Genomic DNA, 13,760 nt, shown 5'->3' with positions numbered 1-13,760 from the left:
AAACCAGGAAGTACCTCCGCCCCCCCCATCATTTAGAGAAAGAGAAACCTACATGTCCTCACAGCAAAAAATCGGTCGTCGCAAGCTCGTAGCAGCACTTATCGCCAGCTCGGCTTTGGGCATCACCGCCCAGGCTGGTGCCCAAGCTGCCTATCCTGGCAGGCCGGTCAAGATCGTCGTCGCATTCGCTCCCGGAGGTGGCTCGGACTTCATCGCACGCCTATTGGCCGTGAAACTTGGCGACAGGCTGGGCCAACCCGTCATCGTGGAGAACCGGCCCGGTGCCGGCGGAAATCTTGGGGCAGAGTTGGCATTGAAGGCGCCCGCGGATGGTTATACGTTGTTCCTGGCGGCCGCCAGCTACACCGTCAACCCCAGTCTTTACAAGCTGTCATTCGATTCTGTCAAGGACATCACTCCCATCGCGCAGCTGGCACGCGGACCGTTCATTGTGGCGGTGAATCCTAAAGTCCCGGTTAACAGCCTCAAAGAATTGGTGGACATGGCGAAGAAACAGCCTGGAAAACTGACTTACGGATCTGCTGGCAACGGTAGCATTGTTCACATGGCAACTGAGTATTTTCTGGATACTGCGGGCGTGGACATAGTTCATGCACCCTATAAGGGTACCTCGCCGGCCCTGACGGACGCCATCGCAGGCCACATTCAACTGGTCTTCGGCACCGTAGCTTCTACTTTGCCATTTGTGAAATCCGGGCAGCTGAAGGCATTGGCGGTTACTACTCCGAAGCGATTGGCGGCCTTGCCTGAGGTTCCGACGGTGATCGAGGCGGGATTCCCCACCTACCAGGTCATTAACTGGCACGGCTTGATCGCCCCAAAGGGAATTCCGAAGGAAATTCAGGCCAAGCTCAACAAGGCAGTGAATGAAGCATTGACGGCGCCCGGCATGGAGGCTGGTATGGCGCAAGATGGATTAACGGCTGCTGGGGGCAAGCCCGAGGAGTTTGGCGCGCTGCTCAAGAGCGAGGTTGACCGCTGGGGCGCATTGGCCAAGAAGCGTGGCATCAAGGCGGAGTGATGGGAGGCAAACCGCATCGCGGTCGGTAAGGGAAGTGCTTACGACCTGTTCTTGACGCGTGAGTTCGCAAGCGCCGAAAGCGTTCGTGCGGCAACTTCGCCAGCGGTGGTGGACACCTTTATTGAGCAAAAACTCGACGTGGCTCGGGTGTCAGGCAACAGCTCGAAGCCGATGTCCAGCGGGTTTTCGGCATCCGGATTCTTCCAGGGCGTTTCATGGTCATTCACCAGGCCGTGGGCCTCCCGGTCTCTCGAAGCATCGAAGCCCTGGAATATCTCCAATCGTATGTTGAAGAAATGAAATCCTCCGGTTTTATTTCACAAGCGCTGCTCAGACATCGCATTGATGGCGCTGTTGTGGCCCCTGCAGCCTGGCTCCGCGAGGGCGACCCCGGCCGCTTCTCTTCAAGTTTGCACCAACTCCAAGAGACTGAACTTTTCATGAGCAAAATGTCCCGATCCGGACGTCGTTCCGTGACTGCCTGCCTGCTGGCAGCAGCATGCCTGTGCCTTTCAACAATGTCACATGCACAGTCGGACTACCCGAGCAAACCAGTCAAAATCATGGTGGCTTTTGCTCGCGGTGGTGGCTCCGACTTCATCGCGCGCCTCTTGGCGGTGAAGCTGGGCGAAAAACTTGGCCAACCTGTGATCGTCGAGGCCTGGGCAGATGTGAGTGGAAACCTCGGGGCCGAGTTGGCATTGAAAGCGCCTCCCGATGGGTACACACTGTTCCTCGCGGCGGCCAGCTATACAGTGAACCCGAGTATTTACAGGCTGTCTTTCGATCCTCTCAAGGACATCACTCCGATCGCACAGCTGACACGCGGCCCGTTCATCGTTGCCATCAATCCAAAGGTTCCGGCAAACAACCTGAAAGAGCTGGTGGATCTGGCAAAAAGACAGCCTGGAAAACTGACTTATGGTTCAGCCGGTAACGGAAGTATTGTTCATATGGTGTCCGAGTATTTCCTGGACACTACAGGCATAGATATCGTCCATGCGCCCTACCGGGGTACCTCACCTACTTTGACCGATGCCATTGCGGGACACATCCAGGTGGTTTTCGGTACTGTGGCGTCAACCCTGCCTTTTGTGAAGTCGGGCCAATTGAAAGCTTTGGCGGTCACCACCTCCAAACGCCTGCTCGCGCTGCCAGACATCCCAACCGTGATGGAAGCTGGGTTCCCCAGCTATCAAGTGACGAACTGGCATGGTCTTGTGGCGCCGAAAGGACTTCCAAAAGACATCCAGGCCAGGCTCGGCAAAGCAGTCAACGAAGCGCTGACCATGCCGGAAATGGATAGCTGCATGGCGCAGGATGGTCTGACGGCCGTAGGTGGCCGTCCCGAGGAATTCGATGCCTTGCTCAGACGCGAGATCCGGCAGTGGGGCGCATTGGCCAAGAAGCGTGGCATTAAAGCGGAATGAAGGGAAGCAGGTGGCACTCAAGATTGCCACCTCTTTCCCTATCCCGTTCAATCCATCTATGCGCTCTGGACGCTAACAAGCTGAAAGATGCACCAAATGGAAAGCCGCTATATGCGGCTTTCGTTTTTTCTGATGCCAAATAGATCTTCAGCCCTTTTCTACTGGGCGCGGGAAGCTATAAAAAATATAGCAGTTTTAACGCCCGCCGCCGTCATGAGCAGGGCGCCCAGCACATGCAGCAGGGCGGTGAACAGGGCCAGGCCGTAGCGCGCTTCCATCAGGTAAATCACGACCTCTGCCGAAAACGTGGAGAAGGTGGTGAGCCCGCCCAGGAATCCGGTCACCAGCAGCAGTTTCCAAAACGGATCCAGCTGGGGCATGGACTGGAACACCGCGATGCAGATGCCGATCAGGTAGCCGCCGACCAGGTTGGCGGCCAGGGTGCCCCAGGGAATCAGGCCGCCGGGCGTCAGCCACAAGGCCAAACCCCAGCGGGACAATGCGCCCAGGGAGGCGCCCAGGCAGATGGCAATAACAGCTTGCATGACGAGGTAGGATTTGTTGGCGGGAAAATGCAGGCATCACTTTAACCGCAGGGTGATTTGGGGCGCGGCCATGCGGCTGCGCGTGCGGCCGTATGCCTTGAAGGACTCCGATGAAAAAACGCTGGCAATTCTGGATAGACCGCGGTGGCACGTTCACCGACATCGTGGCCAAAACGCCAGACGGTGGCTTGCTCACGCACAAGGTGCTGAGCGACAACCCCGAGCAGTACAGCGATGCGGCGGTGGCCGGTATCCGGCATCTGCTGGGGCTTCAGCCCGGTGAGCCCATCAGTGCCGACCTGGTGGATTGCGTGAAGATGGGCACCACGGTGGCCACCAATGCGCTGCTGGAGCGCAAGGGCGAACCCACGCTGCTGGTCACCACGCGCGGCTTTCGCGATGCGCTGCGCATTGCCTACCAGAACCGCCCGCGGCTGTTTGACCGCCACATCGTGCTGCCCGAGCTGCTGTACAGCGCCGTGGTCGAAGCGCAGGAGCGCGTCAGTGCGCAGGGCGAGGTGCTACAGGCGCTCGATGAAATGCTATTGAAAGAGGAGCTGCTTGCGCACTACCAGCAAGGGCTGCGAAGTATTGCGATTGTTTTCATGCACGGCTACCGCTTTACCGCGCACGAACAGGCCGCCAGCCGCCTGGCGCGGGAAGTCGGCTTCACGCAGATCAGCACCTCGCATGAAACCAGCCCGATGATGAAGTTCGTCAGCCGCGGCGACACCACCGTGGTCGATGCCTACCTCTCGCCGATTCTGCGCCGCTATGTCGAGCAGGTGGCCGGCGACATGCCGGGCGTGAAGCTGTTTTTCATGCAGTCCTCGGGTGGCCTGACCGATGCGCAGGTGTTCCAGGGCAAGGACGCCATCCTGAGCGGCCCGGCCGGCGGCATTGTCGGCATGGCGCGCACGGCGGCCATCGCCGGCCTGCAGAAGGTGATTGGCTTCGACATGGGCGGCACCTCCACCGACGTGTCGCACTTTGCCGGTGAGTTCGAGCGCGAGTTTGAAACCCAGGTCGCCGGGGTGCGCATGCGCGCGCCCATGATGAGCATTCACACGGTGGCGGCGGGTGGCGGCTCCATCCTGAAATTTGACGGCGAGCGTTTTCGGGTCGGGCCGCAAAGCGCTGGCGCCAACCCCGGCCCCGCCAGCTACCGGCGCGGCGGCCCGCTGGCGGTGACCGATGCCAATGTGATGCTGGGCAAGCTCCAGCCGCGTTACTTTCCCCGGGTGTTCGGCCCGAACGCCGACGAGCCGCTGAGCCATGAGGCGGCCGAGGCCCAGTTCGGCGAGCTGGCCGGGCAGACCGGCCGCAGCGCCGAAGAGGTGGCCGAAGGCTTCATCCACATCGCGGTGCAGCAGATGGCCAATGCCATCAAGAAGATTTCGGTGGCGCGCGGCTACGACGTGACGCGCTACACGCTGCAGTGCTTTGGCGGCGCCGGCGGCCAACATGCCTGCCTGGTGGCCGATGCGCTGGGCATGACGCGGGTGCTGGTGCATCCGCTGGCCGGTGTGCTGAGCGCCTACGGCATGGGCCTGGCCGACCAGAACGTGATTCGCGAGCGCGCGGTGGAGCTCAAGCTCTCGGAGGCCGCGCTGCCCGAAATTGCCGGCAAGCTGGATGGGCTGGCCGCCACCGCCGAAGCCGAGCTGCAACGCCAGCAGTTCAGCCTGGGGCCCATCACCACGCATCGCCGCGTGCATGTGCGCTACGAAGGCAGCGACTCGGCGCTCATAGTCCCTTTTATCGGTACGGGCAGTCTGGCGCAGATCGAGGCCGGGTTTGAGGCTGCCTACCGGCAGCGCTATTCCTTCCTGATGCAGGGCAAGGCGCTGGTGGTGGAAGCGGTGTCGGTCGAAACCGTGGTCGCCGGCGATGCGCCGGTCGAGCCGCGCCATGCCCTGCACGCCGCACGCGAAGTGCCGCGCCGCCCGGAAGTGGGGAATGGCGTGCGCATGTACTCGGGCGGCCAGTGGCACGACGCGGCGCTGGTGGTGCGTGAAGACCTGCGGCCCGGCGACGTCATTGCCGGGCCGGCCATCATTGCCGAGAAAAACGCCACCACCGTGGTGGAGCCCGGCTGGGCCGCTTCTTTAACGGAATTTGATCATCTTGTCCTTGATCGGCGTTCGCAGCGTGCGATCAAATTCGCAGCAGGAACGACGGTGGACCCGGTGCTGCTGGAAGTCTTCAACAACCTCTTCATGAACATTGCCGAACAGATGGGCCTGCAGCTGCAGAACACCGCCTACTCGGTCAACATCAAGGAGCGCCTGGATTTCAGCTGCGCGCTGTTCGACACCGCGGGCAACCTGATCGCCAACGCGCCGCACATGCCGGTGCACCTGGGCTCCATGGGGGAAAGCATCAAGACCGTGATCCGCGAGAACGCCGGCAAGATGCGGCCGGGCGATGTCTATGTGCTGAACGACCCCTACCACGGCGGCACGCATCTGCCGGACATCACGGTGATCACGCCGGTGTACTTGAGCGGCCAGCCCTCACCCCAACCCTCTCCCGGAGGGAGAGGGGGGCATTCGAATTCACTCCCTCTCCCCCTGGGAGAGGGTTGGGGTGAGGGCGGCCCCCGCCCCCTCTTTTACGTCGGCTCGCGCGGCCATCACGCCGACATTGGTGGCATTTCGCCGGGCTCCATGCCGCCGTTCTCCACGCGTATCGAGGAAGAGGGCGTGCAGATCAACAACTTCCTGCTGGTGGAACGCGGCGTTCTGCGCGAGGCTGAGATGATGGCGCTGCTGAAAAGTGGTGAATACCCCAGCCGCAACCCGCAGCAGAACATGGCCGATTTGAAGGCGCAGATTGCCGCCAATGAAAAAGGCGTGCAGGAACTGCGCAAGATGGTGGAGCAGTTCAGTCTCGAAGTGGTGCTGGCCTATATGCGCCATGTGCAGGACAACGCCGAGGAATCGGTGCGCCGCGTGATCACGCGCCTGAAAGACGGCGAGTTCACCTTGCCGCTGGACAACGGCGCGCAGATCAGGGTGGCGATTCGGGTGGATGCGCAGAGCCGCAGCGCCGCAATCGACTTCAGCGGCACGTCAGCGCAGCAGAGCAACAACTTCAACGCGCCGACGGCGGTGTGCATGGCCGCCGTGCTGTATGTGTTCCGTACCCTGGTGGATGACGACATTCCGCTCAATGCCGGCTGCCTGAAGCCGCTCAAGGTGATCATCCCGCCGGGCTCCATGCTCAATCCGAATCCGCCGGCCTCGGTGGTGGCCGGGAACGTGGAGACCTCCACCTGCATCACCAACGCGCTGTATGGCGCGCTGGGCGTGATGGCGGCCAGCCAGTGCACCATGAACAACTTCACCTTCGGCAATGCGCGCCACCAGTACTACGAAACCATTTCGGGGGGCTCCGGTGCCGGCGAGGGCTTCAACGGCACGAGCGTGGTGCAGACGCACATGACCAACTCGCGACTGACCGACCCCGAGGTGCTGGAGTTCCGTTTTCCGGTGCGGCTGGAGAGCTACGAGATCCGCCAGGATTCGGGCGGCGCGGGGCGCTGGGTGGGTGGCAATGGCGGCGTGCGTCGCGTCAGGTTTCTGGAAACCATGACGGCCAGCATCCTGTCCAACGGCCGCAAGCAGGGCGCTTTCGGCATGGCCGGCGGCCAGCCGGGGCAGGTCGGGAAAAACCTCGTGCTGCGCGCCAATGGCCAGGTCGAGGCGCTGGACCATATCGGACAGGCGGACATGCAGCCGGGCGACATGTTTGAAATCCACACGCCGGGCGGCGGTGGTTTTGGCCCGGCCTGATGCGGGGAGTGTGCGTAAAAATGGCTTGCAGCCCAATGCAGATGGGCGCTAGAAGCTATCAATTCAGGAGTTTTCATGGCCGATGCATTCACTGAGAATTGCCGTTTCCAGGCCCGCTACAACCGCTGGATCAACCAGCGGCTCTACGACGCCTGCGAAACCTTGAGCGATGCGGAACGCAAACGCGACTGCGGCGCTTTTTTCGGCTCCATTCACGGCACGCTCAGTCATTTGATCGTGGCGGATCCGATCTGGCTCAAGCGCTTTGCGCAGTGTGGCCAGGCGCACGGCATCCAGTTTCCGTCGCTGCACGCCGGGATGCTGGACCTGCCCGAGGCCTGCGCGCTGGACACGGTGCTGTTTGAAAACTGGCCGGAGCTGCGGGCCAGGCGCGCGCAGCTCGACCTCGCCATCGAAGCCTGGGCGGCCGAGCTGCCCGAGGGTTTTGCCCTGCTCACCATGCGCTACAGCAACTCCAAGGGGCTGGCGCGTGCGCATCCGGCCTGGCAGGCCATCACGCACTTTTTCAACCACCAGACCCACCACCGCGGCCAGGCCACCACCCTGCTCACGCAGGCGGGGGTGGAGGTGGGCGTGACGGACCTGATCGCGCTGGCGTGATGCTATTTAATCAATAGCTGATGGCGACCGCCACACAAGGGCTGGAGGGCTAAAAGGCTTGAGAGCCGGCAAGCCCGGCCGTCGCTGGCGCCTGTGCGCCCCGAACCGCTGACAGCTTCAGAGGTCCCGTGTGACGGGGGGCGCGACGCGGCTGACGCTGGGCGGCACATCCTTGCTGCTCTGCCGCGCGCGGAACAGGGCGGCGCGCATCAGAAAGATGGTGGTTACCGGCACCGTGATGGCGAGGAACACCGCAATCAGCAGCGTGTAGAGGGCCAGGCCGCTGCGCTGCAGCGAGAAGTACAGCAGCGAGGCATGCATGATGCACCAGCAGCCCATGGTGGCAATGATGGAGGGCGCATGCACGCGCTGGAAAAACGTGGGCAGACGCAGCAGGCCGAACGAACCCACCAGGGACAGGCCGGCACCGGCGAGCACCAGCGCGGCGACGATGATTTCGACCCAGAGGGGGAGCGCGGCGCTGGTCATTCGATTACCTCGCCGCGCAGCAGGAACTTGGCCATGGCCGTGGAGCCGACAAAGCCGAAAAGCGCAATCAGCAGCGCCGCTTCAAAGTAATGGCTGCTGCCGTAGATCAGCCCCAGCACCAGCATGGCAAGCATGCCGTTGAGGTACATGCAGTCCAGCGCCAGAATGCGGTCCTGGGCGGTCGGGCCCTTGAGCAGGCGAAGCAGGGCGCAGGCCATGGCCAGCACCAGCATGAACAGGGCCAGGGGCAAGGCCCAGGAAAGCACGGGATTCATTCAAAAATCTCCATCAGGGGACGCTCATAACGGTGCTTGATGTGCGCGGCAATCGCATCGGCATCGTCCAGTTCCAGAACATGGATCAGCAAGGTGGCGCGGTCCAGGGACAACTCGGCCCAGGCCGTGCCTGGGGTGATGCAGACAATCATGGCCAATGCGGCCAGGGCATTGGGATCGCGCAGTTCGAGCGGCACCTGCACAAAGCCGGCCGGGTGGCGCGGCGGGCCGGGCGACAGCAGCAGCCGCGCGACGGCGATGTTGGAGCGAATGGTGTCCACCACGATGCTCAGGCCCAGTCGCAGCACGGTGCCGGGCCGGCGAATCCGCACGGGCAGCGGCCGCAGGCCGGCCGTGAGCACCGGAATGAGCAAAGCCAACACCAGGGCGAGCAGCACATGGCCGATGTCCAGCGTGCGGTTGAGCAGCAGCCAGAGGGCAAACAGGCCAACGGAAAGCAGGGGTGCAGGCAGCAGGCGCTTCATGGTGCCTCCCTGGTGCTGGTGTTGCCCGATGGGACTGCCGCCGGTGGGGGGACGGGCGCGGCCGACATCACGGCCTCAATGTAGCGGCCGGGGGTGTGCAGCGCATCGGCCGTGGCCTGCGCGTAGTGCATGGCCGGGCCCGCCTGCACGGTCAGGGCGACGCAGGCCAGCAGCAGACCTGCGATGGGCAAGCCTTCGAGGACGCGCAAGGCGGGCGTGGCCCGCCCATGCGCGGCCCAGAAGTGGCGGATGCCGGCGCGTGTCAGTGCGATCAGGGCCATCAGTCCGGAGGCAATCAGCAAGCCCAGCAGCATCCACCCCGCGGCGCCGGGCTGGTAGCCTTGCGACGCGCCCAGGCCCTGGGGGTTCAGCAGGGCCGTGAGCATGGCGAACTTCCCGACAAAACCCGACAGGGGCGGCAGGCCCGTGATGAGGAGCGTGCATGCCATGAAGGCCAGCCCCAGGAAAGCCGCTGCCGCCGGTATCACCTGGCCGATCAGGACTTCCTCGTCGTCGTCGAGGTTCAGCCCTTCCGTGGGCACCAGCTGGGCGTTCAGAAAGGGCGCATCGTCGCCCTGTTCGTACGGCGCCAGGCTGGCACCGTCATTGCGCCAGCGCTCTATCAGGTCGGTCAGCAGAAACAGGGCGCTGACGGCCAGCGTGGAACTGGGCAGGTAGTACAGCAGGCCGGCCGTGAGCGGGTTCTGCCCGAAGCCGGCAGCGGCCAGCAGCGTGCCCGAGGACAGGATGGCGCTGAAGCCGGCCAGATGGCCCAGCCGCTGCGAGCCCAGCATGCCGATGGCGCCGAACGCCATCGTCACCATGCCGCCGCCCACCAGCCACAGGCTGCCGAAGTGCGCGGAAGCACCGGCCTCAACGCTGAACAGCAGGGTCCACAGGCGCAGGATCGCATAGATGCCGACCTTGGTCATGATCGCAAACAGCGCCCCCACCGGTGCCGTGGCCGCGCTGTAGGCCGGCACCAGCCAGAAGTTCAGCGGCCACATCGCCGCCTTGATCAAAAAGGCCGTGGCCAGGATGCCCGCGGCCGCGTGCAGCAGGCCGCGGTCTGCGTCGGCGATGTGCGGAATGCTTTGCGCCAGGTCGGCCATGTTCAGCGTGCCGGTAATGCCATAGAGCATGGACACGCCAATCAGGAACAGCGACGACGCCGCCAGGTTGATGGCAATGAAGTGCAGCCCCGCCTGTACCCGCGGGCGCCCCGAGCCATGCAGCAGCATGCCGTAGGAGGCGGCCAGCATGATTTCGAAAAACACGAACAGGTTGAACAGGTCGGCGGTGAGGAAGGCGCCGCACAGGCCCATGAGCTGCAGCTGGAACAGCGGGTGAAAGTGCACGCCGGCGCGGTGCCAGCGGGCGGCGGCGAACAGCACCGAAGCCAGTGCCACGGTGCTGGTGAGTACCAGCATCATGGCCGACAGCCGGTCCAGTGCCAGCACGATGCCGTAGGGGGCGGGCCAGTTGCCGGCCAGGTACACGCCCATGGTGGAGGGGCCGCTCGGCACGCTCGCCCACAAAAGCAGAGCGATCGAAATCACCAGTCCCAACAGGGTAGCGCCGATGTTGAGGGCAAGCTTGACGCGCTGCCGTTCTTCGCGCAGCAGCAGCATCAGGGCAGCCGTCAGCAGGGGCAGCAGGATGGGCGCCAGCATCAGGTGCGGCATCAGCGCCGCAGTGAACTGGGTCATGGCATTTCCTGGGTGTCTTTGGCCTGGGCGCCATCCACATGGTCGGTGCCGGACATGCCACGCGAGGCCAGCAGCACCACCAGGAACAGCGCGGTCATGGCAAAGCCGATGACGATGGCGGTGAGGGCCAGCGCCTGCGGCATGGGATCGGCATAGTGCGCCAGATCCTGCGGCACGCCAGGCTGCAGCACGGGTACCTTATGAATGGCGAGCCCCAGGCGCCCCATACTGAAGATGAACAGGTTGACGGCATACGACAGCAGCGCCAGCCCCATGATGACCTGGAAGGTGCGGGGCCGCAGCAGCAGCCATACGCCAGAACCGGTGAGCACGCCGATGGCGACGGCAATGACGATTTCCATCAACGATCTCCCTGTGATGCGGCGACGGCTTCTTCGGCTTCTTCGGCCTCTTCGGCCTCTTCGGCCTCTTCGAGCATACGGGCGTGGTAACGGTGGCCGCGTACCGACTGGTGGGCAATGGCGGTGAGGATCAGCAGCGTGGCGCCCACCACCAGGGTGAAGACGCCGATGTCGAAAAACAGGGCGCTGGCCACGTGGATCTCACCGAGCAGGGGCAGACTGACATGGAAGGTATGGCTGGTCAGAAAAGGAAAGCCCCACACCAGCGAGCCCAGGCCCGTGGCCAGCGCAAACAGCAAGCCCGTGCCTATCCAGCGGCGCGGATACAGCGGCAGGTGGGCCTCCACCCAGTGCGTGCCCGAGATCACATACTGCAGCAGCAGGGCCACCGACAGCACCAGGCCGGCGACGAAGCCACCGCCCGGTTCATTGTGGCCGCGCAGAAAAAAGTAAAACGCCGCCATGGCGGCAAAGGGCAGCAGCAGCCGCACCAGCACGGCAGGCACCATGAGGTAGCCCACGGCCGTGTCCGGGGCCTGGCGCGGGTTCGGCAGGTCGCTGGCCAGGTCGGCCGGCACGGCGCGTTGCTGCTCGGGCAGGTCCATGGCTTCGCGGGCGGGGCGGAAGCGCCGCAGCAGCGCATAGACCGTGAGCGCCACAATGCCCAGCACCACGATCTCGCCAAAGGTGTCAAAGCCGCGGAAGTCCACCAGCATGACGTTGACCACGTTGCTGCCGCCGCCCTCGGTGAGTGCGCGCTCCAGGAAGAAGGTGGAGGTGCTTTCCGGGAAGGGGCGGCTCATCATTGCGAACGCCAGCAGCGCCGCGCCGCCGCCGGCGGCGATGGTCAGCGCCATGTCCCGCAGGCGCCGCAGACGCGCGCTGTGCCCGCCCGCCAGGGAGGCGTACAGCCGCAGGCTTTCATCGCGCCTGGGCAGCCAGCGCAGGCCCAGCAGAATCAGCACCGTGGTCACGACTTCCACCACGAGCTGGGTCAGCGCCAGGTCGGGTGCGGAAAACCAGAGAAAGGTCAGGCAGGTGCAGAGCCCGGCCCCGCCCATCAGCGTGAGGGCTGCCAGCCGGTGGTATTTGGCCTGCCAGGCGGCACCCATGGCGCAAACCATTCCCAGCAGCCACAGCATGGCGAAAGCCGGCGACATGGCGAGCGGTGTTCTGTGGCCCACGCGCAGGCCTTGCGCCCACAGGGGCAGGGTGCCGGCCGCCAGGGCCGCGCTCACCAGCCACATCATTTGCCACTGCAGGCGCTGGGTGCCCAGAAGGCGTCGGCCATTGCGGCCGGCCAGTGTCAGCAGGGCCAGCGTGGCATCAAACAGGCGCTGGCCGTTGATACGGTGCATCAGCACGGGCGCATCCACGCGACCGAGCGCGCGCTGCCGGCGCAGCAGCAGGTAGAGCAGTATGCCGCCCCCCATGGCCACCAGGCTCATCACGAAGGGCGTGTTCAGGCCGTGCCAGACGGCCAGGCTGAAGCCGGGCAGCTCGCCGCCCACCACGGGGCGCGCCGCGGCATGCAGGAACTGCCCCACGGACCAGGCGGGGACCATGCCCACCACCAGGCAGGCCAGCACCAGCAGCTCCACCGGCACGCGCATCCAGTGCGGCGGCTCGTGCGGCGGGTGCGGCAGGTCGGTGGCCTTGGGGCCCCAGAACACATCGACCGTAAAGCGCAGTGAATAGGCCACGCTGAACATGCCCGCCACGGTGGCGGCAATGGGCAGCAGCGTTGACACCATGGGCGTGCTGTTGATGAAAACCGTCTCGGCGAAGAACATTTCCTTGGACAGGAAGCCATTGAGCAGGGGCACGCCCGCCATCGCGGCGCTGGCCACCATCGCCAGCGTGGCGGTGACGGGCATCATCTTGCGCAGGCCGGAGAGACGCCGGATATCCCGCGTGCCGCTTTCGTGGTCGACGATGCCGGTGGCCATGAAGAGGGATGCCTTGAAGGTGGCGTGGTTCATGATGTGGAACACGGCGGCCACGGCGGCGAGCGGGCTGTTCAGGCCCAGCAGCAAGGTAATCAGGCCCAGGTGCGAAATCGTCGAGTAGGCGAGCAGTCCCTTGAGGTCGTGCTGGAACATGGCGGCATAGCCGCCTATCAGCAGCGTGCACATGCCCGCCCCGCCCACCAGCCAGAACCAGGGCTCGGTGCCGCCCAGCACCGGCCATAGGCGGGCCAGCAAAAACACGCCGGCCTTCACCATGGTGGCCGAATGCAGGTAGGCCGACACGGGCGTGGGCGCGGCCATGGCGTGCGGCAGCCAGAAGTGGAAGGGGAACTGCGCGCTCTTGGTGAAGGCGCCCAGCAGCACCAGCACCAGGGTGGTCAGGTACAGCGGGTGCTCGCGTACCCGCTGGCCGGCGGCCAGCACCTGGTCCAGGTCGTAGCTGCCGACGATGTGGCCCAGCACCAGCATGCCGGCCAGCATGCACAGCCCGCCGGTGCCGGTCACGGTCAGCGCCATGCGGGCGCCGCGCCGCGCATCCTTGCGATGATGCCAGTAGCCGATCAGCAGGAAGGAAAAGAGGCTGGTCAGCTCCCAGAAAAAAGCCAGCTGGATGATGTTGCCCGAGAGCACCACGCCAACCATCGCGCCCATGAAGGCCAGAAAGAACGCAAAAAAGCGCGGCACCGGATCGGCCGGCGACATGTAGTAGCGCGCATACAGCACCACCAGCGAGCCTATGCCCAGCACCAGCATGCTGAACATCCAGGAGAAGCCGTCCATGCGCACCACGAAGTTCAGCCCCAGTGCCGGCAACCATTCGATCTCCTGGCGCAGTACGCCGCCATCGGCAACTTCTGGAAAGTACAGGGCCGCCTGCACGGTACAAAACAAGGCAATCAGGCCGGCCAGGGTGGACTCGGTGTTGCGCGCATTTGCAGGCAAAACGGCCGCCATGAGGCTGCCGATGAAGGGAAGAAGAATGAGGTAAATCAGGGGCATGCCCGAATGATTTTACGGGGACGTCTTCTTTTGCCC

The 13,760-nt window shown here is 64.1% G+C and carries 11 protein-coding genes and 1 pseudogene; 5 read left to right on the top strand and 7 right to left on the bottom strand.

The annotated features are described in order from the left end of the window. Nucleotides 1–52: 52 nt before the first annotated feature. From PJE01S_RS14240 to PJE01S_RS14230, 3 genes and pseudogenes are all read left to right on the top strand, one after another. Entirely contained in the window at nt 53–1,042 is a 990-nt protein-coding gene (locus tag PJE01S_RS14240) for a tripartite tricarboxylate transporter substrate binding protein (RefSeq protein ID WP_068834294.1), read from the top strand. Between the two features lie 9 nt (nt 1,043–1,051). Then, a pseudogene (locus tag PJE01S_RS25970) lies at nt 1,052–1,413 on the top strand (type 2 periplasmic-binding domain-containing protein); the annotation flags it as partial. 69 nt (nt 1,414–1,482) lie between these two features. Beyond that, nucleotides 1,483–2,472: a tripartite tricarboxylate transporter substrate binding protein gene (locus PJE01S_RS14230; protein ID WP_339374672.1), complete on the top strand. Its 990-nt coding sequence runs from the start codon at nt 1,483–1,485 to the stop codon at nt 2,470–2,472. A gap of 158 nt (nt 2,473–2,630) precedes the next feature. Here the strand turns inward: PJE01S_RS14230 and crcB are convergent, their stop codons facing one another. After that, nucleotides 2,631–3,017 (bottom strand): fluoride efflux transporter CrcB, encoded by a 387-nt coding sequence (gene crcB / locus PJE01S_RS14225; protein WP_068834291.1) that lies wholly within the window; start codon nt 3,015–3,017, stop codon nt 2,631–2,633. 110 nt (nt 3,018–3,127) lie between these two features. Here crcB and PJE01S_RS14220 point away from each other — a divergent pair, with 110 nt between their 5' ends. Together PJE01S_RS14220 and PJE01S_RS14215 are read left to right on the top strand one after the other, a co-directional pair. Then, on the top strand, nt 3,128–6,814 hold the full coding sequence (locus PJE01S_RS14220; protein ID WP_068834290.1) for a hydantoinase B/oxoprolinase family protein: 3,687 nt from the start codon (nt 3,128–3,130) through the stop codon (nt 6,812–6,814). A gap of 75 nt (nt 6,815–6,889) precedes the next feature. Further along, nucleotides 6,890–7,435: a DinB family protein gene (locus PJE01S_RS14215; RefSeq protein WP_068834289.1), complete on the top strand. Its 546-nt coding sequence runs from the start codon at nt 6,890–6,892 to the stop codon at nt 7,433–7,435. A gap of 117 nt (nt 7,436–7,552) precedes the next feature. Here PJE01S_RS14215 and mnhG read toward each other — a convergent pair whose 3' ends face one another. Genes mnhG through PJE01S_RS14185 form a run of 6 tightly spaced genes read right to left on the bottom strand, consistent with a single transcriptional unit; the run spans nt 7,553 to nt 13,724 of the window. After that, nucleotides 7,553–7,924 (bottom strand): monovalent cation/H(+) antiporter subunit G, encoded by a 372-nt coding sequence (gene mnhG, locus PJE01S_RS14210; RefSeq protein ID WP_068834288.1) that lies wholly within the window; start codon nt 7,922–7,924, stop codon nt 7,553–7,555. Then, entirely contained in the window at nt 7,921–8,199 is a 279-nt protein-coding gene (locus tag PJE01S_RS14205; protein WP_068834287.1) for a K+/H+ antiporter subunit F, read from the bottom strand. Before PJE01S_RS14205 ends, mnhG begins: the two co-directional genes overlap by 4 nt. Continuing rightward, nucleotides 8,196–8,684: a Na+/H+ antiporter subunit E gene (locus PJE01S_RS14200; protein WP_068834286.1), complete on the bottom strand. Its 489-nt coding sequence runs from the start codon at nt 8,682–8,684 to the stop codon at nt 8,196–8,198. The genes PJE01S_RS14205 and PJE01S_RS14200 overlap by 4 nt, the downstream gene beginning before the upstream one ends. Then, the gene (locus tag PJE01S_RS14195; protein WP_068834285.1) at nt 8,681–10,393 is read right to left on the bottom strand and encodes a monovalent cation/H+ antiporter subunit D; all 1,713 of its coding nucleotides are present in this window, start codon (nt 10,391–10,393) and stop codon (nt 8,681–8,683) included. The genes PJE01S_RS14200 and PJE01S_RS14195 overlap by 4 nt, the downstream gene beginning before the upstream one ends. Then, a complete protein-coding gene (locus PJE01S_RS14190) occupies nt 10,390–10,755 on the bottom strand; it encodes a Na+/H+ antiporter subunit C (protein ID WP_068834284.1) in 366 nt (121 codons plus the stop codon). Before PJE01S_RS14190 ends, PJE01S_RS14195 begins: the two co-directional genes overlap by 4 nt. Continuing rightward, nucleotides 10,755–13,724: a monovalent cation/H+ antiporter subunit A gene (locus tag PJE01S_RS14185; RefSeq protein ID WP_068834283.1), complete on the bottom strand. Its 2,970-nt coding sequence runs from the start codon at nt 13,722–13,724 to the stop codon at nt 10,755–10,757. Before PJE01S_RS14185 ends, PJE01S_RS14190 begins: the two co-directional genes overlap by 1 nt. Nucleotides 13,725–13,760: the final 36 nt, after the last annotated feature.

This window comes from Polaromonas jejuensis NBRC 106434 (assembly GCF_001598235.1).
Lineage (GTDB): Bacteria > Pseudomonadota > Gammaproteobacteria > Burkholderiales > Burkholderiaceae_C > Polaromonas > Polaromonas jejuensis.
The sequence above is the reverse complement of the archived record's forward strand: the minus strand, read 5'-3'. Positions and strand labels throughout refer to the sequence as shown.

What these genes read in the sequence shown, in the direction of transcription:
- crcB (WP_068834291.1), bottom strand. Translation starts at nt 3,017, where the DNA reads ATGCAAGCTGTTATTGCCATCTGCCTGGGCGCCTCCCTGGGCGCATTG.
- PJE01S_RS14185 (WP_068834283.1), bottom strand. Translation starts at nt 13,724, where the DNA reads ATGCCCCTGATTTACCTCATTCTTCTTCCCTTCATCGGCAGCCTCATG.
- PJE01S_RS14205 (WP_068834287.1), bottom strand. Translation starts at nt 8,199, where the DNA reads ATGAATCCCGTGCTTTCCTGGGCCTTGCCCCTGGCCCTGTTCATGCTG.
- PJE01S_RS14240 (WP_068834294.1), top strand. Translation starts at nt 53, where the DNA reads ATGTCCTCACAGCAAAAAATCGGTCGTCGCAAGCTCGTAGCAGCACTT.
- PJE01S_RS14200 (WP_068834286.1), bottom strand. Translation starts at nt 8,684, where the DNA reads ATGAAGCGCCTGCTGCCTGCACCCCTGCTTTCCGTTGGCCTGTTTGCC.
- PJE01S_RS14230 (WP_339374672.1), top strand. Translation starts at nt 1,483, where the DNA reads ATGAGCAAAATGTCCCGATCCGGACGTCGTTCCGTGACTGCCTGCCTG.
- mnhG (WP_068834288.1), bottom strand. Translation starts at nt 7,924, where the DNA reads ATGACCAGCGCCGCGCTCCCCCTCTGGGTCGAAATCATCGTCGCCGCG.
- PJE01S_RS14220 (WP_068834290.1), top strand. Translation starts at nt 3,128, where the DNA reads ATGAAAAAACGCTGGCAATTCTGGATAGACCGCGGTGGCACGTTCACC.
- PJE01S_RS14215 (WP_068834289.1), top strand. Translation starts at nt 6,890, where the DNA reads ATGGCCGATGCATTCACTGAGAATTGCCGTTTCCAGGCCCGCTACAAC.
- PJE01S_RS14190 (WP_068834284.1), bottom strand. Translation starts at nt 10,755, where the DNA reads ATGGAAATCGTCATTGCCGTCGCCATCGGCGTGCTCACCGGTTCTGGC.
- PJE01S_RS14195 (WP_068834285.1), bottom strand. Translation starts at nt 10,393, where the DNA reads ATGACCCAGTTCACTGCGGCGCTGATGCCGCACCTGATGCTGGCGCCC.